General features: G+C 72.6%; 18 protein-coding genes. 3 read left to right on the top strand and 15 right to left on the bottom strand.

The window, feature by feature from the left end:
• Positions 1 to 200 precede the first annotated feature (200 nt).
• Complete coding sequence (locus ACI379_RS10455; protein WP_439792021.1) at positions 201 to 434, top strand: helix-turn-helix domain-containing protein; 234 nt, start codon at positions 201 to 203, stop codon at positions 432 to 434.
• 23 nt (positions 435 to 457) lie between these two features.
• Here the strand turns inward: ACI379_RS10455 and ACI379_RS10450 are convergent, their stop codons facing one another.
• Genes ACI379_RS10450 through sigE form a run of 3 tightly spaced genes read right to left on the bottom strand, consistent with a single transcriptional unit; the run spans position 458 to position 3,158 of the window.
• Positions 458 to 1,972, bottom strand: a complete 1,515-nt coding sequence (locus tag ACI379_RS10450; protein ID WP_439792020.1) for a S1C family serine protease — start codon at positions 1,970 to 1,972, stop codon at positions 458 to 460.
• Entirely contained in the window at positions 1,969 to 2,580 is a 612-nt protein-coding gene (locus ACI379_RS10445; RefSeq protein WP_439792019.1) for an anti-sigma factor family protein, read from the bottom strand. Before ACI379_RS10445 ends, ACI379_RS10450 begins: the two co-directional genes overlap by 4 nt.
• Complete coding sequence (sigE, locus tag ACI379_RS10440) at positions 2,580 to 3,158, bottom strand: RNA polymerase sigma factor SigE (protein WP_439792018.1); 579 nt, start codon at positions 3,156 to 3,158, stop codon at positions 2,580 to 2,582. The genes ACI379_RS10445 and sigE overlap by 1 nt, the downstream gene beginning before the upstream one ends.
• A gap of 159 nt (positions 3,159 to 3,317) precedes the next feature.
• Between sigE and ACI379_RS10435 the strand changes: the two genes are divergently transcribed.
• Entirely contained in the window at positions 3,318 to 4,064 is a 747-nt protein-coding gene (locus tag ACI379_RS10435; RefSeq protein WP_439792017.1) for an O-methyltransferase, read from the top strand.
• A gap of 72 nt (positions 4,065 to 4,136) precedes the next feature.
• Here ACI379_RS10435 and ACI379_RS10430 read toward each other — a convergent pair whose 3' ends face one another.
• From ACI379_RS10430 to dapE, 7 genes are all read right to left on the bottom strand, one after another.
• Positions 4,137 to 4,493 (bottom strand): hypothetical protein, encoded by a 357-nt coding sequence (locus tag ACI379_RS10430; protein ID WP_439792016.1) that lies wholly within the window; start codon positions 4,491 to 4,493, stop codon positions 4,137 to 4,139.
• Positions 4,493 to 5,944 carry a leucyl aminopeptidase gene (locus ACI379_RS10425; RefSeq protein WP_439792015.1) on the bottom strand — a complete coding sequence of 484 codons (1,452 nt, stop codon included), beginning with the start codon at positions 5,942 to 5,944 and terminating at the stop codon, positions 4,493 to 4,495. Before ACI379_RS10425 ends, ACI379_RS10430 begins: the two co-directional genes overlap by 1 nt.
• Before the next feature lie 107 nt (positions 5,945 to 6,051).
• Positions 6,052 to 6,219 (bottom strand): DUF3117 domain-containing protein, encoded by a 168-nt coding sequence (locus ACI379_RS10420; RefSeq protein ID WP_439792014.1) that lies wholly within the window; start codon positions 6,217 to 6,219, stop codon positions 6,052 to 6,054.
• 195 nt (positions 6,220 to 6,414) lie between these two features.
• Complete coding sequence (locus ACI379_RS10415; protein ID WP_439792013.1) at positions 6,415 to 6,837, bottom strand: hypothetical protein; 423 nt, start codon at positions 6,835 to 6,837, stop codon at positions 6,415 to 6,417.
• A gap of 16 nt (positions 6,838 to 6,853) precedes the next feature.
• Positions 6,854 to 7,147 (bottom strand): DivIVA domain-containing protein, encoded by a 294-nt coding sequence (locus tag ACI379_RS10410; RefSeq protein ID WP_439792012.1) that lies wholly within the window; start codon positions 7,145 to 7,147, stop codon positions 6,854 to 6,856.
• Positions 7,144 to 7,893, bottom strand: a complete 750-nt coding sequence (locus tag ACI379_RS10405) for a TIGR00730 family Rossman fold protein (RefSeq protein ID WP_439792011.1) — start codon at positions 7,891 to 7,893, stop codon at positions 7,144 to 7,146. Before ACI379_RS10405 ends, ACI379_RS10410 begins: the two co-directional genes overlap by 4 nt.
• The gene (dapE, locus tag ACI379_RS10400; protein ID WP_439792010.1) at positions 7,893 to 8,957 is read right to left on the bottom strand and encodes a succinyl-diaminopimelate desuccinylase; all 1,065 of its coding nucleotides are present in this window, start codon (positions 8,955 to 8,957) and stop codon (positions 7,893 to 7,895) included. Before dapE ends, ACI379_RS10405 begins: the two co-directional genes overlap by 1 nt.
• Positions 8,958 to 9,017: 60 nt before the next feature.
• Between dapE and ACI379_RS10395 the strand changes: the two genes are divergently transcribed.
• Entirely contained in the window at positions 9,018 to 9,863 is an 846-nt protein-coding gene (locus ACI379_RS10395; protein WP_439792009.1) for an LLM class F420-dependent oxidoreductase, read from the top strand.
• A gap of 25 nt (positions 9,864 to 9,888) precedes the next feature.
• Here ACI379_RS10395 and ACI379_RS10390 read toward each other — a convergent pair whose 3' ends face one another.
• From ACI379_RS10390 to ileS, 5 genes are read right to left on the bottom strand one after another with little or no spacing between them, the layout of a single operon-like run.
• The gene (locus tag ACI379_RS10390; protein ID WP_439792008.1) at positions 9,889 to 10,428 is read right to left on the bottom strand and encodes a YbaK/EbsC family protein; all 540 of its coding nucleotides are present in this window, start codon (positions 10,426 to 10,428) and stop codon (positions 9,889 to 9,891) included.
• A 42-nt stretch (positions 10,429 to 10,470) separates the two neighbouring features.
• Entirely contained in the window at positions 10,471 to 11,181 is a 711-nt protein-coding gene (locus ACI379_RS10385; RefSeq protein ID WP_439792007.1) for a hypothetical protein, read from the bottom strand.
• On the bottom strand, positions 11,178 to 12,449 hold the full coding sequence (locus ACI379_RS10380) for a hypothetical protein (RefSeq protein ID WP_439792006.1): 1,272 nt from the start codon (positions 12,447 to 12,449) through the stop codon (positions 11,178 to 11,180). Before ACI379_RS10380 ends, ACI379_RS10385 begins: the two co-directional genes overlap by 4 nt.
• A gap of 1 nt (position 12,450) precedes the next feature.
• The gene (locus ACI379_RS10375; protein ID WP_439792005.1) at positions 12,451 to 13,671 is read right to left on the bottom strand and encodes a hypothetical protein; all 1,221 of its coding nucleotides are present in this window, start codon (positions 13,669 to 13,671) and stop codon (positions 12,451 to 12,453) included.
• Positions 13,672 to 13,694: 23 nt separating this feature from the next.
• Complete coding sequence (gene ileS, locus ACI379_RS10370) at positions 13,695 to 17,033, bottom strand: isoleucine--tRNA ligase (protein WP_439792004.1); 3,339 nt, start codon at positions 17,031 to 17,033, stop codon at positions 13,695 to 13,697.
• Positions 17,034 to 17,100 lie beyond the last annotated feature (67 nt).

Here is a 17,100-nt window from a genome sequence, read left to right as displayed (position 1 = left end):
CGCCACCAGCACCACCCCCACCCACAGGCGTGGGTCGCGCCACCCCGGGGCGCGGGCGCGGGTGGCTGTGGGCACGTCGAACGACACTGGTTTCCGAGACACGGCCACATCATGCCGCCGCCCGACGCCACCGGGGGCCCTGTCCACAGGGCACCCCCTCATCACCAGCACTGGACTGGTCCGGGTGGCACCATGGCCCCATGTCCCCTGCCCCCCGCTTCCTCACCCTCACCGACGTGGCTGAGGTGCTCAACACCTCCAGCGCCCAGGTGTACGCGCTGGTCCGCCGCGGTGACCTGCCGGCGATCAAGATCGGCGGAAGGGGCCAGTGGCGGGTGGAGGCGGAGCAGCTCGAGGCCTACATCCAGCGCATGTACGCCGAGACGAAGGCCTTCGTCGACACGCACCCGTTCGTCGAGGCCGAGGTCGACTGAGGACCACTGGTCCAGCCCGCGGGTCAGCCCACCTCGCCGTTCAGCCGCACCGTCGCGGTGCGCTCCTCGTCGTCCCGGGTGAACGTGAACTCGACCTCGTCGCCGGGCCGGTGGGTGCGGATGGCCACGATCATGGCGATGCCGTCGCCCACGCGCTGCTCGGCCACGGCGGTCACGACGTCCCCGGTGCGCAGACCACCCGCGTAGGCCGGCGAGTCCCGGCCGACCTCGGTGAGCTCGGCGCCGAGCCCGTCCGTGCCCCGCACATCGACCTGCGCGCCGATCACCGGGTACTGGGCCTCCCCCGTACGGAGGATCTGGTCGACGGTCGTGCGGACCTGGGAGATCGGGATCGCGAAGCCGACGCCGATGTTGCCGCTCTCGCCGCCGCTGCCGGTGGTGGCGATCGCGGAGTTCACACCGACGACCTCGCCGGCGAGGTTGACCAGCGGGCCGCCGGAGTTGCCGGGGTTGATCGCCGCATCGGTCTGGACGGCGTTGATGTACGAGGAGACGTTGGCCGAGTCGCCGGTGGTCACCGGACGGTTGAGCGCGCTCACGATGCCGCTGGTGACGGTCTGGCTGAGCCCCAGCGGGGCCCCGAAGGCAACCACGGGCTGACCGACGCGCACCGAGCTGGACTCGCCGAGGGAGGCCGGCTCGAGCTGGTCCCCGCCGTCGACCTGCAGCAGGGCGAGGTCGTACACGGGGCTGCGCCCCACGATCTCCGCATCCAGCCGACCACCGTCGTGGGTGAGGACCACGAGGTCGCCCGAGCCGTCCGCGACCGAGGCGACGACGTGGTTGTTGGTGACGATGTGGCCGGAGGTGTCGATGACGAACCCGGACCCGGTCGCTCCCGACCCGGCGTCGGTGCCGGCGAGGATCTGCACGGTGCTCGGGAGGAGCGCGTCGGCCACCGCCTCGACCGAGGAGTTGTCACCCGTCAGGGGTGGCGCTGTGCGGGTGGGCTGGCTCGAGAGTCCGTCCGAGGAGGAGCCGCCGTTGCCGTCCTCACCCGCCCGGACCGCCACCGCACCCAGCACGCCCCCGAGCGCGCCGAGCAGGAGTGCCAGCACGCCCACCCCGACCCACACGGTCAGCGGCAGCGAGGGGGCCTTGGCCGCCGGAGGCGCGGCAGGGGCGCCCGTCCACAGTGGTGCGCCCGGAGCGGCGCCCGGCCGGGGGGTGTACGGGCCGGGGGCGGGTGTGGCGTACGGGGAGGGCCGCCCCGTGGGCTGCCCCGGGCCCCAGGAGGGGCCGGGGTACGGACCGGGTTGACGGCCGGGCGCCGGGGCAGGGGCCGGAGCGGCGGCGGGGCCCGGCTGGGCGGGGCCCACGTCGAGCCTGCGGGTCGGCTCGGGGCCCGACGTGTCGGGCTCCGCCACCTCGGGAGCCGCTGCCTCGGGTGCTGCTCCCTCAGGTGCCGCTGCATCAGGGGCGTCAGCCTCGGGCGCCGCTGCCTCGCGGGCACGTTCGGCGTCCCAGCCACCCAAGGGCTGGGTCGGTTCCTCGTCGCTGCCGTGCGGAGTGCTCACGGGGCCATTGTCCCCCGGACCGGATCACCGGCCTGCGTGGAGGCCGTCGGAAGGGTGCGGGAGCTCATGCTCATCGTGACCACCAGCTCGACCACCTCGGCCGAGGTCAGGCTGCTGAGCACCGCGACCGGGGTGACGCCGGCGCCGCCACGGCGACGGGGCGGCGCGGCCTGCGTCGACCCGGGCGGAGCGGCGCGGCCGGAGTCCGTGACGGGCTGCGGGCTGGTCTGCGCCGGGGAGGTGTCGCCCAGGGACGCCGTCGGCCCCCTGCTGATCGGCGCCCCGCTGCCCAGGGCCACGGCTCCGAGAACCGCCACGCCGAGTGCCGATCCTCCGACCGCGACCATCCCGCGCGACCACGGCTTGTGGGCGCACGCGGCAGGAGCCGGAGCGGACGAGGCGGTCGCACGGAGCTGGTCCATCAGTCGGTCCGAGACGTTCGTCCCCGAGGACGAGAGACCGGCCAGCTGACGCTTGAGCCACCCCTCGCGCTCGACGAGGTCCCGGCAGCTGGGGCAGGTCTGGACGTGCGCCCAGCAGCGCTCCGCCTCCGCGGCCGGGAGCCGCCCGTCGAGGAGGGCGCTGACGCGTGCGCCGAGGTGCACCATCACGACCCCTGCAGGGTGGAGGAGACGAGGGGCCCCGAGTACCGTTCGCGGCCCGGAGCCGGGGCCCGGTGGGCGAGGGACTCCCGCAGCATGGCGCGTCCCCGCGAGATGCGCGAGCGCACCGTGCCGAGCTTGGCGCCGAGCACGTCGGCCACCTCCTCGTACGTGAGGCCCTCGACGTCGCACAGCACGACCGCGGCCCGGAAGTCTGGCGGGAGCGTCGCGAGCGCCGCCTCGACGTCGGCGTCGAACTGCTGCTCGGTGAAGGCGACCTCGGGAGCGGGCGTGCTGCTTGTCAGGCGAGCGGCGCGCTCGTCGCTCAGGGCGTCGAAGCGGATCCGCTGCTTGCGGCGCGCACCGTCGAGGAAGAGGTTCGTGGTGATGCGGTGCAGCCAGCCCTCGAACGTGCCGGGCGTGTACCGGTCGAGGGAGCGGAACACACGGACGAAGACCTCCTGGGTGAGGTCCTCGGCGTCGTGGCGGTCGCCGGTCAGTCGGAACGCGAGCCGGAAGACGCGGTCGGAGTGCTTCTCGACGATCTCTTCCCAGCTGGGGACGTCCCCGGGTGCCTGCTGCACGCGATCCCCCTTGCCGGACGCTTTGCCTGAACCGAACAGTGTGTGCTCCTGACCGTACGACGTGGGCCTGAGAGGACCCTGTGAATCCGACAGGACCCCGACGGGGACCCCGTTCCTGTCCTGCCCAACGATCCTGGCCCGTCCCGTGTTCCCAGCCCCGTGTTCCCGCCCCGTCCCCGCAGCCTGCTGCGTCGCCTGCCGTGCGGGTTGTCAGGCGCTAGAGTCGTCCCAGACGTCTGGACCCAGGAGGACACCATCACTTCCCCGATCAGCTCGGCGAGCTGGACCTATTCCGAGCAGTTCGTTCCCGAGGACGAGGTGCTCAGCGCCGCACGGGCCCGTTCCGAGGAGGTCGGCGTGGTGCCGATCAGCCCCGGCGCCGGCGCCGCCCTGCGCTTCCTGGCCTCCGTCCTCGACGCGCGTGCCGTGGTCGAGGTCGGCACGGGCACCGGGGTCTCGGGCCTGTGGCTGCTGCGCGGCATGCGGTCCGACGGCGTGCTGACGACCGTCGACATCGAGGCCGAGCACCAGCGCCTCGCGAAGGAGACCTTCGCCGAGGACGGGATCCCGGCCAACCGGGCCCGCACGATCGCCGGCGCCGGGCTCGACGTCCTCCCCCGCCTGACCGACGGCCACTACGACATCGTCTTCTGCGACGGTGACAAGCGCGAGTACTCGGCCTACCTCAAGGAGGCCCTGCGCCTGCTGCGGCCCGGCGGCGTGGTGGTGTTCGACAACGCCCTGTGGCACGACCGCGTGGCCGACCCGGCGCAGCGTGACGCCGAGACCGTCGCGATCCGCGACCTGGGCAAGGAGGTCCTGGCCAACGAGGCCCTCGTCCCGGTGCTCCTGCCGGTGGGCGACGGCATGCTGGCCGCCCGCAAGGTGTGGGCGCCCGACGAGTGACCCTCCCGATTCTGTGACGAGGCCCCTCCACCGATCGGTGGAGGGGCCTCGTCGTCGTCAGGGGTGGGCGGCTCAGTCGCCGGCCAGGCCGGCGTGGTCGGGGTCCGTGGTGAACCCCTCCCAGCCCTCGGCGACGGCCAGCACCTCGTGCGCCTCGATCAGCGCGGGCGGGGCGCCCACCAGCTGCGAGATGGGCGCGTCGGCCGCGCCCGCCTCGAACGTGGTCTGGAACTCGGCTCGCGCGGCGTCGGAAGCGAAGACGTACGTGCCCTCCATCCAGTGCCCCGGCGAGAGCCGCCAGGTCTTGAAGCGCAGGCCGGCCATCCCAGTGAACTTGGCATGGGAGGCGGTGGCGACGTACTCGGCGAGCTGACGGTTGATGGCGTCGTCGACGCCCTCCAACGACCAGCGCACGGACAGACCCTGCATCACTTGACTCCTTCGAGTGGGGTCTCGGAACCGAGCCACGACAGCAGCAGACGGGCGCCGAAGCCGGTCGGTCCCGCGGTGAGCTCGTGGCGGTCGGCGACAGCCTCGGCGACCGAGGCGAAGTCGACGTGCACCCAGGGCTTGCCGCCGGCGAACGGCTGCAGGAACAGCGCGGCGGTGATCGCGCCCGGGCCTCCCGCGGCGTTGTCGACGTCGGCGATCTTGGAGGCGGTCCGCTCCTGGTACTCCGCGGCCAGCGGCATCCGCCAGACGTTCTCGCCCGACGCCCGCGCCGCCCGCTCGACCTGGGTGGCCAGCGCGTCGTCGGTGGCGAAGTAGCCGGCCGTGTGCAGGCCGAGCGCGACCTTCATGGCGCCGGTCAGCGTCGCGACGTCGACGAGCACGTCCGGGTCGACCTCGGCCACCGCGTACGCCATGGCGTCGGCCAGGACCAGCCGGCCCTCGGCGTCGGTGTTGTTGACCTCGGAGGTGCGCCCGCCGAAGTGGGTGATCACGTCGCCGGGGCGCATCGCGGAGCCCGAGACAGCGTTCTCGGCGAGCGGCAGGAGGCCCACCACCCGCACCGGGCAACCGACCTCGGCCAGCGCACCCATGGTGGCCAGCACGGCGGCCGAACCGCTCATGTCGCGCTTCATCGTGAGCATGCTGTCCGGCGGCTTGATGTCCAGACCACCGGTGTCGAACGTGATGCCCTTGCCGACCAGGGCGACGGTCGGCGTCGAGGCGGTGGCCCCGGCAGGCGCGTAGTCGAGACGCACCAGCCGCGGCGGGGTGGCGGACGCGGCACCGACGGCCAGGATGCCGCCGAAGCCCTCCTCCGCCAACTGGGCCTCGTCCCAGACCCGGACCTCCAGACCCGCCTCGTCGGCGAGCTGCCGGGCCTGCTCGGCCATCCACTCCGGGTTCTTCAGGTTGGACGGCACGGTCGCCAGGGCGCGTGAGCGCCAGGCGGCGCGGCCGACGGCGAGACCACGCGCCAGTGCGGCGTCGTACGACTCGTCGTCCTGGTCGCCGCCGACGTCGGCGAGGACGACCCGACCGACCGGTCGGGCCTTGGGCCCCTGGGAGCGCCAGTGGAACTCGAAGGAGCCCAGCACCGTGCCGACGACGAACGCCTCGAGGCCGTCCTCGTCGCCGAGGGCGGCCAGCGTGGTCACGACGGCGTCGCGGTCCTTGGTCGCACGGGCCAGGGCGGCCCCGGCACGACGCAAGGAGGTGGCGTCGGCCTCGCCGACACCCACCAGGAGGACCAGGTCGGCCCGGCCGGACACGGGGACCAGCAGGACCTCACCGACCTTGCCGGTGGCGCCCAGCGCCTCAGCGGCGGCGAGCAGGTCGACGTCGAGGGCCTGCGAGGCCTCGTCGGCACCCGGGCCCAGCAGGACCGGGTCCTCGGCGGAGGCACCGGGAAGCACCGGCAGTGCCCACACCGCCACCCCGTCGATATCGGAGGGCAGGTGGGGACTGAGTGCGAACTCGGGGCCCGCCACCTGGTCGGGCAGGCCCCGAGGGGCACGGTGCGTGCGGGAAGCCACGATCAGCCGACGACACCCTTGAGTGCGTCACCGAGAGCAGCAGCCTCCTCGGCGTTCAGTTCGACGACCAGACGACCGCCGCCCTCCAGGGGCACACGCATCACGATGCCGCGACCCTCCTTGGTCACCTCGAGCGGTCCATCGCCGGTACGCGGCTTCATGGCAGCCATGTGGGATACCTCTTCCTGTCCTGCAGGTTGGTTCAGACAAAGCGGGATCGAGGCGGCAGGTGCCACCTCGACCGGTGTCGCGGGTCCATTATCCCCCATGGGCGTTGTGATCGGGACCACAACCTCGCCCCGAGGGTCGCGCACCCTCGCGACCGCCCGCGCGCCGCGGGCCGGGAGGCCGGGGCGATGGACCGTTCAGACGGCCGCGACGAGGTACACGTAGGTGAACTGGAGCACGCCCAGCAGCATGCCGACGTGCCCGAGCACCGACAGCAGCAGCCCGGCCAGCGGGGCGCCGTCGTGCCCACCGGTGTGCCGCCCGCGGGGCCGCCGCCAGCGGGCCAGCAGCGACAGGCCGATGCCTGCCAGGAGCCACCACCCGCCGATCGCGACGATGCCCAGCTCCGGCGAGCCGAGCAGGGTGTCCTCGGGCGCCAGGAGGAAGACCACCCAGAGCAGCCAGGTCACCACGCCCACGCCCAGGTGCGCCCGGACGAGCGAGCGGCTCGCGGCCGGACCCTCGGACTGGTTGCGCCCGCCCAGGCGCAGGCGCGTGACCACGATGACCACGGCGGCGAGGGCGGTGAGGACCCAGACAGTGACGACGGAGGTGAACATTGCTGCGCAGTCTGCCCTACGGCTCCACGGGCGGGGATCCCGCACCGTCGCCGCGGGCGTCGGGACGTGGCCCCTCGCCCTCCCACTGCTCCGCGAGCCGCGCCAGCAGGGCGTCCACCTCGACCTGCCGGTAGCCGCGCAGGGTCACGCTGAACCGTACGGCCCTCAGGTCGGCGGGGCCCAGGGGTCCCTGCGGGAGCCGCCCGGGGCGGTCCACCTCCGTGTCGGGGTACCCGCCACCACGGCCCGAGGCGACGACGACGACCGCGCCGAGCACGGCGACGACCAGGGCGCCCAGCAGCCAGTTCACGGGTGCGAGTTCCTCGACGGGGCGCCCGCACGTGCCTCGCGGGCCTCCACCATGATGCGTACGGCCTCGGCGGGGTCGTCGGTGACCACGAGCCGCTCCACGTCGACCGGGCTGATCTTGCCCCCGGCCAGCACGGTGCCGCGCATCCACTCGACCAGGCCCTGCCAGTAGGCGCTGCCGAAGAGCACGATCGGGAACTGGGTGATCTTCTCGGTCTGGACCAGTGTCAGCGCCTCGAAGAGCTCGTCGAACGTCCCGACGCCGCCGGGGAGCACCACGAATCCCTGGGAGTACTTCACGAACATGGTCTTGCGGACGAAGAAGTAACGGAAGTTGATGCCGGTGTCGACCCACGGGTTGAGCCCGTTCTCGAAGGGCAGCTCGATGCCCAGGCCGATGCTCACCCCGCCGGCCTCGCTGGCCCCCTTGTTGGCGGCCTCCATCGCGCCCGGGCCTCCGCCGGTGACCACGGCGAAGCCGGCCTCGGCGAGCTGGCGCCCCACCTCGACGCCCGCGGCGTACTCGGGGTGGTCGGTGGGCGTGCGGGCCGAGCCGAAGACGGCCACCGCGGGCCCGGTTTCGGCGAGTGACCCGAAGCCCTCGACGAACTCGGCCTGGATCTTGAGCACCCGCCACGGGTCGGTGTGCACCCAGTCGGCGCCACCGCTGGAGTCGAGGAGCCGCTGGTCGGTGGTGCTGGCGTGCGGAGTGGTCCGCTCGCGCACCGGTCCCCTGAACCTGAACATCACTGGCCTCCCAACCACGCGCGCAGCGCCCGCTCGCACGAGCGGATCTCCTCGACCTTCACGTGCTCGTCGGCCTTGTGGGCGTAGAGCGGGTCACCGGGGCCGAAGTTGACCGCCGGCACACCGAGCACGGAGAAGCGGGCCACGTCGGTCCACCCGAACTTCGGGGCCACCTCTCCCCCGACGGCCTCCACGAACTCCTTCGCAGCGGGTCGGTCCAGGCCGGGCAGGGCGCCGGGGGCGGAGTCGGTCAGGGTGACCTCGAAGCCCTCGAAGAACTCCCGGACGTACGCCTCGGCCTCGGCCTCGGCGCGGTCCGGGGCGAAACGGAAGTTGACCTCCACCACGCACTCGTCCGGGACCACGTTCCCCGCGACCCCGCCGGCGATCCGGACGGCGTTGAGGCCCTCGTGGTACGTCAGCCCGTCGATGACCGGACGGCGCGGCTCGTAGCCGGCGAGGCGGTTGAGGACCTCGGCGGCACCGTGGATGGCGTTGACCCCGCGCCACGCGCGCGCCGAGTGCGCGCGTTCGCCGCGCGTACGGACCTCCACGCGCAGCGTGCCCTGGCACCCGGCCTCCACGCCGGCGTTGCTCGGCTCCATGAGGATCGCGAAGTCGGCGCGGACCAGGTCGGGGTCGCTCTCGGTGAGCAGCCGCAGACCGTTGTGCACCGAGGCGACCTCCTCGGCCTCGTACAGGATGAAGGTGAGGTCGCGGTTGGGCTCGGGCAGCGTGGCCGCCAGCCGCAGGATGACCGCGTCGCCACCCTTCATGTCACAGGTGCCCAGGCCGTGCAGGACGTCGCCCTCCAGACGGGAGGGGAGGTTGTCGTTGACGGGGACGGTGTCGAGGTGGCCGGCCAGCACCACGCGCTCGGCGCGACCCAGCTGGGTGCGGGCAACCACGGTGTTGCCACGGCGGGTCACCTCGAGGTGGCCCAGCGCGGCGAGCTCGCGCTCCACCGCGTCGGCGAGGTCGGCCTCGTGGTGGCTCACCGACTCGATGTCGACCAGCTGGCGGGTCAGGTCGACGACGTCGGCTCTCAGGTCCAGTTCGGGCATGGGTCCATCCAACCAGCAAGAACTACTGGACACCTGTCCAGCATTCGTTACCCTGCTCCCATGCGCCATGGAATCGTCCTCTTCACCAGCGACCGGGGCATCGCGCCCACCACCCTCGCCGCGGCCGCCGAGGAGCGCGGCTTCGACACCTTCTACGTGCCGGAGCACACCCACATCCCGGTACGCCGCGACGCCGCCCACCCCGGCACCGGCGACGAGTCGCTGCCCGACGACCGCTACCTGCGCACCCTCGACCCGTGGGTCACCCTCGCGGCCGTGGCCGCGGTGACCTCCACCATCCGGCTCTCCACCGCCGTCTGCCTCCCGGTCGAGCACGACCCGATCACCCTGGCCAAGACGATCGCCACCCTGGACCACCTCTCCGGCGGCCGCGTCACCATCGGCGCCGGCTTCGGCTGGAACACCGACGAGCTCACCGACCACGGCGTCCCGCCTGCCAAGCGCCGTACGGTCCTGCGCGAGTACGTGGAGGCGATGCGCGCCCTGTGGACCCAGGAGGAGGCCAGCTACGACGGCGAGTTCGTCTCGTTCGGCGCCTCGTGGGCGTACCCCAAGCCGGTCCAGTCCCACGTCCCGCTGCTCGTCGGCGCCGAGGCGGGGCCGAAGACGATGCGGTGGATCGCGGAGAACGCGGACGGGTGGATGACCACCCCGCGCAGCGAGGACATCCCCGCCAAGATCGCCGGGCTCAACGAGGCGTGGTCCGAGGCGGGTCGCGAGGGCCGCCCGGCGGTGCACGTCCTCATCGCGTCCAAGCCGTCCCCGGACGACCTGGCCGCGTACGCCGAGGCGGGCGTGGACGAGCTCATCTGGGGCGTCCCGGACGCCGAGGAGTCGGTGGTGCTGGGCTACCTCGACCGGCTGGCCGGCAAGGTGCGCGGCTGACCTGGGGCCGCGAGGGCTGGTCCGGTCAGCGGGCCAGCCCCTCGACCACCTCGGCACCAGGAAGCTGGCCGGCGAGCCGACCGGGCAGCACCAGCTTGGCGCCGCGCACACCCCCGCCGACGACGATGGTGTCGATCTCCAGCACGGCCGCGTCCACGAGGACCGGCCACCCCGGGAGCCCGACCGGGGTGATGCCGCCGTACTCCATCCCGGTCTCCTCCACGGCCCGCTCCACGGGCAGGAACGACGCCTTGCGGACGTCGAGGCGACGCTTCACGACGCCGTTGACGTCGGCGCGGGTGTCGGCGCGCACGAGGCAGGCCGCCACCCGCTCCTCACCGTCGCGCCGTCCGGCCACGACCACGCAGTTGGCCGAGTGCTCCATCGGCACGCCCAGCGCCTCGGACATGGCGGCCGTGTCGGCGATCGCCGGGTCGATCTCGAAGACGCCCACCTCGCCGGCGTGCTCCCAGCCGCGCAGCGCGGCCGCCACGGGGGCGGCGACGAGGTCGAGGTGGTCGAGGGCGGGACGGACGTCGAGGTCGGCGCTGTGCGTCAGGGGCATGCGCCCATTGTGACCGCCGGGCCCCACCTGACCGCACGGCCCTCAGCGTCGGCGGGACACGGCCCAGCGCAGCGCGAGGAACAGCGGCAGCACCAGGAAGCCGCCGATGACGACGAACAGCCCGGCTCCTCCTCCGACACCGCCCCAGTAGTCCTGGGCGTCGCGGGTCTCCCAGTCCACCTCGTACTCCGGCTCGGCCTCCCAGGTGGCCATCTGCTCGGCGATGCGGACCAGTGCCTTGCCCGGCTGTCCCCGGGAGAGCTCGGTGTCCACGTACTCGTCGTCCATCCCGCGCGCCGCGGACTCGGTCCTGCCGTCGGTCCACAGGACGACGTAGTGGCCGTCGCGGCGCACCCCGTCCATCCACATCGCCGAGAAGCTGCTGTTGTTGTACCCCAGCCGGCCGTCGTCGGGCTTGGGGGCGAGGGCGAGGAACCCCTCCACCTCGGAGGCGTACAGGAGCGAGCGCGCCTGCGCCAGGTCCTCCTCGGACACCTGGTCTGCCAGCGAGGGCGCCACGACGACCGAGTGCTCACGGGATGCCCGGACCACCTCGCGCACCACCTCGGTGGGCGCGGGGAGCCCCTCGGTGCGCGTGCGCTGGTCGTCGTCCAGGACCTGCTCCACGCGGGCCCGGTCGGCTGCGGCGCGCGCGCTGTCGTGCTGCCAGTACAGGGTGCCGGTCGTGCCGCCCAGGATCGCACCGACCAGCAGTCCGACGGGCCACCCCCACCGGCGTCGCGCGGCGCTCACGAACGGCTCCGCAGGGCCTCGGACACCTCGGTGACCAGGTCGGCCGACAGGGCGCCGTACCCGGTCCTGGCCCACACGTCCGAGCCCTTCCAGTACGGCTCGTCCTCGCGCGCACCGGGAAGCACGAGGTGCTCGGGGCCGGCGCCGCGGTCGAGGTGACCGAGGCACGCCTTGCAGACGGGTACGTCGACGTCACCGGACCCGTAGCGCCACGCCCGGCTCGCGGTCGCCTCACCGTGGCGGGGGTCGAAGAAGCAGGGGCGGTACACCTTGCCCCGCCCGCTCAACGCCATCTGGTGACCGCGCAGGCCCACGTGCGCCAGGATCTCGGCACCCACCAGGTCGGCGTCCGCGTGCTCGTCCTCGAGCAGGCGGTCGGCGAGGCTGAGGGCGAGCAGCGCCCGCGCGTCCAGGTCGTGGTCGAGCACCGGCTTGGTGGCGTCGCGCTCCAGGGCACGACGCAGGTGGCGCACCGCACGCTCGGCCCGACCGCGCGCCACCACCGGGCGCAGCGGCGTGTACGTCCCCCGGCGTGTGCGCCGGGCCGAGGTCCCTGCCGGGGCGGACCTTCCACGTGGCCACCCGGCGAGCGACTGGCCCAGCAGCAGCCCGACCACGAGTGCGAGGACACCGCCGATGGCGACGGCGGCCCCCTTCGAGGCCGGGCGGTACTCGCCGCGGTCACCGCGCGAGGGACGCCACCAGGCGGCCGAGGCCAGCACGGTCGCCTCCGCGGCGAGGGTGTCCACCTCCTCCTCGGTCAGGAGCGGGTCCAGCTCGTCCCACTCCCTGCCCGAGCGCAGCTGCCTCACCGCGTCGTCCAGCGCACGCACCTGGGCCTCCGCCTCGACCGGCTCGGGCAGGTAGACGTGCTCGCCGGCGAGATCCTCTGTACGCGCCTGCACCGTGTCCACGGCGCCCGCGAGGGCCAGGTACACCTCGTCCTCGTCCACGCCGAGCCCCCGGGTGGAGACCCGCGGGGAGAAGTGGTCCCCGGTCGCCACCACGTAGACGGCGTCGCCGCCCAGGCGCCGCTGCAGCAGGGTGGTCAGCGCCTCGCCGGCCTCGCCCGAGTCGAAGTGGGCCAGCTCCTCAGGGCGCTCGACCATGGCGACGTACACGTCGAACGGCAGCTCGCGCACGAGCTCGACGAGGCGGTCGTGGTACTTCTGCGACTCCCCCGCACCGGCGGCCAGGTCGACCACGACGTGGTCCTCGCGCAGCGCCGCCACGACGGTGTCGACGTCCACGGGCTCGGCGGCCAGCACCTCAGGCCCCTCGGCGCGTACGGCCGCGCTTGCCGGCGCTGCGCACCAGCGCGCCCAGCAGGTCCGGGTCCAACGCGCCGTACCCGGTCTCGCTCCACACGCCCAGCGGCAGCCGGTAGTAGTGCTCGGTGGCGTCGCGGTGGATGAAGTCCAGCACGTCGCGCGGCTCGTCCCCACGCTCCGCGGGCGCTGCGCACGCGCGGCAGGCGTCCACCGACGCGGTGACCTTGCCGGTGCGCCAGGTCACCTTCGTCATCCGTCCGGTGTGCAGCGGGTTGAAGAAGCAGGTGGCGGGCGGGGTCCACACCTCCTTGCGCCCCGACAGCGCGGTCCGCCGCGCGTCCTCGCCACGACGGGCGAGCACGAGGGCGCCGACCACGTCCGCCGGCGACGTCCCCTGGTCGAGGACGCTGCGCGCCGCGGCGTAGTGGTCCAGCGCTGCCTGCCACGACTCCACCCGGCCCCGCTCGGACTGCGGGGCCGCGGCGATCGCCTCGCCCAGGGCGAGCACCTCGCGCTCGGCGGTCTGGAGCGTCTGACGGTCCTCGGCCTCGCGGACACCGCGGAGCACCGCCGTCGGCAGCGTGAACCCGCCCCTCAGCGCCGACGCGGCGACCCGCTTCTCGCGGAGGAAGTTGAACCACGACAGCACGAACCAGCCCACGACGATGAGCGCGACGATCCCGCCCACCACCGCCCAGGTGGGCAGCCCGTCGCCGGAGGCGTCGTCGAGCTCGGGGTACTTCTCCTCGGTGGACAGCGAGTACCACAGGTCCTGCGCCTCGCCCGACTCCAGCAGCTCGACGCTGCGCCCGACCTGGGCCACCACGTCACCGGGGTGCTCGTGGGCCGCCATCTGGTCGACCCAGCCGGGGTCCGGCTGGTCGCCGAAGACGGCCAGCGCGACGCCGTCGTCGTCCCACATCACCCACGTGGCGTCCCCGCCCAGGTCGTCCTGCATCCAGGCGGCGAGCTGGTCGGTGGAGGAGAACCGGTCGTCGTCGTAGCGGACGGTGGTCAGGACCACCCGCAGGTCAGCGGTGTCGGAGTCGGCGACGATCTGCTCGAGCGCCGACTCCTCGGCCGCCCCGATCCCGTGCTCGCGCGCGAAGGTGGGGTCGACCCAGACGCCGTCGCCCTCCATCTCCGTCTCGATCAGCGCCAGCGTCGCGTCGTCCAGACCCTCTGCGGCGCTGCGGGCGTGCCCGGGTGCCACTGCCACGTCCCTCTCCCCCGTCCGGACGCTCAGGCCTTGCGCAGGCTCAAGCGTGCCGTCGCACCGTCCCCGACCGCAGCCTCGGTCGCGCCGTCGCCCAGCTCCGCGACCTCGAGGGTCGTGGCCTGGGTCTCGCCGGCGATCAGGTCCGCGTGGGCGGTGGCGGCAGCGCGGACCTCGTCGTCGCCGTCGAGGGTGAGCTCGATCTTGTCGGACACGTCGAGGCCGGCGTCCTTGCGGGCCTGCTGCACCGCACGCACCACGTCGCGGGCCAGGCCCTCGGCAGCGAGCTCGGCGGTCACGACCGTGTCGAGGACGACGAACCCACCTCCGGGCAACATGCCCGTCACGGTCCCGCCGTCGGCCGCGCCGGCCACCGTCTCGAGCGTGTACTCCCCCTCGACGAGGGCGAGCCCTCCCGAGGTGACGGTGCCGTCGGCCGCGACCGACCAGTCGCCGGTCTTGGCGCCCTTGATGGCGATCTGGACGTCCTTGCCCAGGCGCGGGCCGGCCGCGCGTGCGTTGACGCTGAGCTTCTGCTCTACCGCGTACGCCGCCGCCTCGTCGCTGCCGGGCGCCACGACGCGCACCGCCTTGAGGTTGAGCTCGTCGGCGACGAGGTCCTCGAACCCGGTCACCGACGCGCCGTCGGCGACGACCGTCAGCGCGCTGAGCGGCAGACGGTTGCGCAGGTTCGCGCCCTTGCGCAGGGCGGAGCCCGCCGAGCACACGTCGCGCACGAGGTCCATGCGGGCCACCAGGTCGGCGTCCGCGGGCAGCTCGTCGAGCGAGGGCCAGTCGGTCAGGTGCACCGAGCGGCCACCGGTCAGACCGCGCCAGATCTCCTCGCTGACCAGCGGCAGCAGCGGGGCGACCACGCGCAGCGTGGTCTCCAGCACCGTGTACAGGGTGTCGAAGGCGTCCTTGGTGGCCTGCTCGACGTTGCCGTCGGTGACGCCCTGGGCCCAGAAGCGCTCGCGCGAACGGCGCACGTACCAGTTCGTGAGCACGTCGAGGAACGACCGGGCGCTCTCGCAGGCACCCGCGATGTCGAACGCCTCCTGCTGCTCGGTGGAGGTCGCCACGAACTCGCGCGTCTTGGCCAGCAGGTAGCGGTCCATCGGGTGCGCCGACTGGTCCGCCTCGGTGCGCTTGGCCGCGGAGTAGCCGGCCGCGTTGGCGTACATCTGGAAGAAGTACCAGGTGTTCCACAGCGGGATCAGGACCTGGCGCACCGAGTCACGGATGCCCTGCTCGGTGACGACCAGGTTGCCGCCGCGCAGGATCGGGCTCGACATGAGGAACCAGCGCATCGCGTCGGCGCCGTCGCGGTCGAAGACCTCGGAGACGTCGGGGTAGTTGCGCAGCGACTTCGACATCTTCTGTCCGTCGCTGCCCAGCACGATGCCGTGACTGATGCAGTTCTTGAAGGCAGGCTTGCCGAAGACGCCGGTGGCCAGCACGTGCAGGGTGTAGAACCAGCCGCGGGTCTGGCCGATGTACTCGACGATGAAGTCGCCCGGGAAGTGGCCCTTCTTGTCCGCCGTCCCGTCGAACCAGTCGCGGTTCTCGAACGGGTAGTGGTTCTGGGCGAACGACATCGAGCCCGAGTCGAACCACACGTCCAGGACGTCGGTGACGCGGCGCATCGTGGACTGCCCGGTCGGGTCGTCGGGGTTGGGACGGGTCAGCTCGTCGACCCACGGGCGGTGCAGGTCCGGCTCGCCTGCGGCGTTGAGCGGCAGCCGGCCGAAGTCGCGCTCGATCTCGGCGAACGAGCCGTACACGTCCAGGCGCGGGTACTCCTCGGAGTCCGACTTCCACACCGGGACCGGGGAGCCCCAGAAGCGGTTGCGGGTGATCGACCAGTCGCGCGCGTTGGCCAGCCACTTGCCGAACTGCCCGTGCTTGATGTGGTCGGGCACCCAGTTGATCTGCTCGTTGTTCTCGAGCATCTGGTCCTTGAACGCCGTCACCTCGACGAACCACGACGAGACGCCCTTGTAGATCAGGGGCTCGCGGCAGCGCCAGCAGTGCGGGTACGAGTGCTCGTACGTCTCGCGGCGCAGCAGCACCGTGCCCGGCGAGACCGAGCCGGTGTCACCGTCGTGCTCACCCGAGCCTGCCCCCGCGGCGCGGGTCGCGGCCTTGAGGTGGTCGATGACGTGCAGGTTGGCGTCGAAGACGAGCATCCCGGCGTACTCGGAGACGGGGAAGGTGAACGTGCCGTCCTTGCCCACGGGCATGACGGCCTCGATGCCCTCGCGGTCGGTGACCTCCTTGTCGACCTCACCGAACGCGCCGGCGGTGTGCACCACACCCGTACCGTCGGTCGTCGTGACCGCGTCGTCGGCGGCGACGACGCGGAAGGCGTTCTCGTGGCCGGCGTAGTAGGAGAAGGGCGGCGTGTACGTGCGGCCGACCAGGTCGGCGCCCTTGTACGTGCCCAGCACCGCGAACTCGCCGTCGGCGTCTGCCAGCTCCTTCTTGTACTTGCCCAGCAGCGCCTCGGCGAGCACGTAGCGCGCCGTCACGCCCTCGGCGCCGGGCACCGGGGCCTCGACGACGACGTAGTCGATCTCGGAGCCGACCATGACGGCCAGGTTGGAGGGCAGGGTCCAGGGCGTGGTGGTCCAGATCAGGATCCGCGCACCGTCGAGCACGGGGTCGGCGCCGGTGTCGTCGAGGGTGAATCCGACGGTGACCGCGGGGTCCTGACGGCTCTTGTAGACGTCGTCGTCCATCCGCAGCTCGTGGTTGGACAGCGGCGTCTCGTCCTTCCAGCAGTACGGAAGGACGCGGAACCCCTCGTAGATCCAGCCCTTGTCGTAGAGCTCCTTGAAGGCCCACACGACCGACTCCATGAACTCGGGGTTCATGGTCTTGTAGTCGTTGTCGAAGTCGACCCAGCGCGCCTGGCGGGTGACGTACTCCTGCCACTCGCCGGAGTACTTCAGCACCGAGGCGCGGCAGGCGTCGTTGAACTTGTCGATGCCCATCTCGACGATCTCGTCGGTGGTCTTGATGCCGTTGAGGCGCATCGCCTCGAGCTCGGCGGGCAGGCCGTGGGTGTCCCACCCGAAGCGGCGCTCGACCTTCTTGCCGCGCATGGTCTGGAAGCGCGGGACGATGTCCTTGACGTACCCGGTGAGCAGGTGGCCGTAGTGCGGCAGCCCGTTGGCGAACGGCGGGCCGTCGTAGAAGACGAACTCGTTCTCGCCCGTCGGGCCGGCGTCGCGCTGCTCGACCGAGGCCTCGAAGGTCCCGTCGACCTTCCAGTAGTCGAGCACGGCCTCCTCGATGGCGGGGAAGCGCGGGCTCGGGGCGACGCGGTCGTCACCGGTGTGCGAGACCAGGGGGTAGGCCATGACGGGCTCCTGCGGGGTACGTGTCCTGTGGATCGTTCACACGAGGACGACGTGAGCCGCGGTACCA

The sequence above is a fragment of the Nocardioides sp. genome (assembly GCF_051876515.1).
In the GTDB taxonomy this organism is placed as follows: Bacteria; Actinomycetota; Actinomycetes; order Propionibacteriales; family Nocardioidaceae; genus Nocardioides.
Note: the sequence above shows the minus strand (reverse complement) of the source record. Positions and strands in the feature narration are given on the sequence as shown.

What these genes read in the sequence shown, in the direction of transcription:
- ACI379_RS10420 (WP_439792014.1), bottom strand. Translation starts at nt 6,219, where the DNA reads ATGGCTGCCATGAAGCCGCGTACCGGCGATGGACCGCTCGAGGTGACC.
- ileS (WP_439792004.1), bottom strand. Translation starts at nt 17,033, where the DNA reads ATGGCCTACCCCCTGGTCTCGCACACCGGTGACGACCGCGTCGCCCCG.
- ACI379_RS10445 (WP_439792019.1), bottom strand. Translation starts at nt 2,580, where the DNA reads ATGGTGCACCTCGGCGCACGCGTCAGCGCCCTCCTCGACGGGCGGCTC.
- ACI379_RS10455 (WP_439792021.1), top strand. Translation starts at nt 201, where the DNA reads ATGTCCCCTGCCCCCCGCTTCCTCACCCTCACCGACGTGGCTGAGGTG.
- dapE (WP_439792010.1), bottom strand. Translation starts at nt 8,957, where the DNA reads ATGCCCGAACTGGACCTGAGAGCCGACGTCGTCGACCTGACCCGCCAG.
- ACI379_RS10395 (WP_439792009.1), top strand. Translation starts at nt 9,018, where the DNA reads ATGCGCCATGGAATCGTCCTCTTCACCAGCGACCGGGGCATCGCGCCC.
- ACI379_RS10430 (WP_439792016.1), bottom strand. Translation starts at nt 4,493, where the DNA reads ATGCAGGGTCTGTCCGTGCGCTGGTCGTTGGAGGGCGTCGACGACGCC.
- ACI379_RS10415 (WP_439792013.1), bottom strand. Translation starts at nt 6,837, where the DNA reads ATGTTCACCTCCGTCGTCACTGTCTGGGTCCTCACCGCCCTCGCCGCC.
- ACI379_RS10390 (WP_439792008.1), bottom strand. Translation starts at nt 10,428, where the DNA reads ATGCCCCTGACGCACAGCGCCGACCTCGACGTCCGTCCCGCCCTCGAC.
- ACI379_RS10405 (WP_439792011.1), bottom strand. Translation starts at nt 7,893, where the DNA reads ATGTTCAGGTTCAGGGGACCGGTGCGCGAGCGGACCACTCCGCACGCC.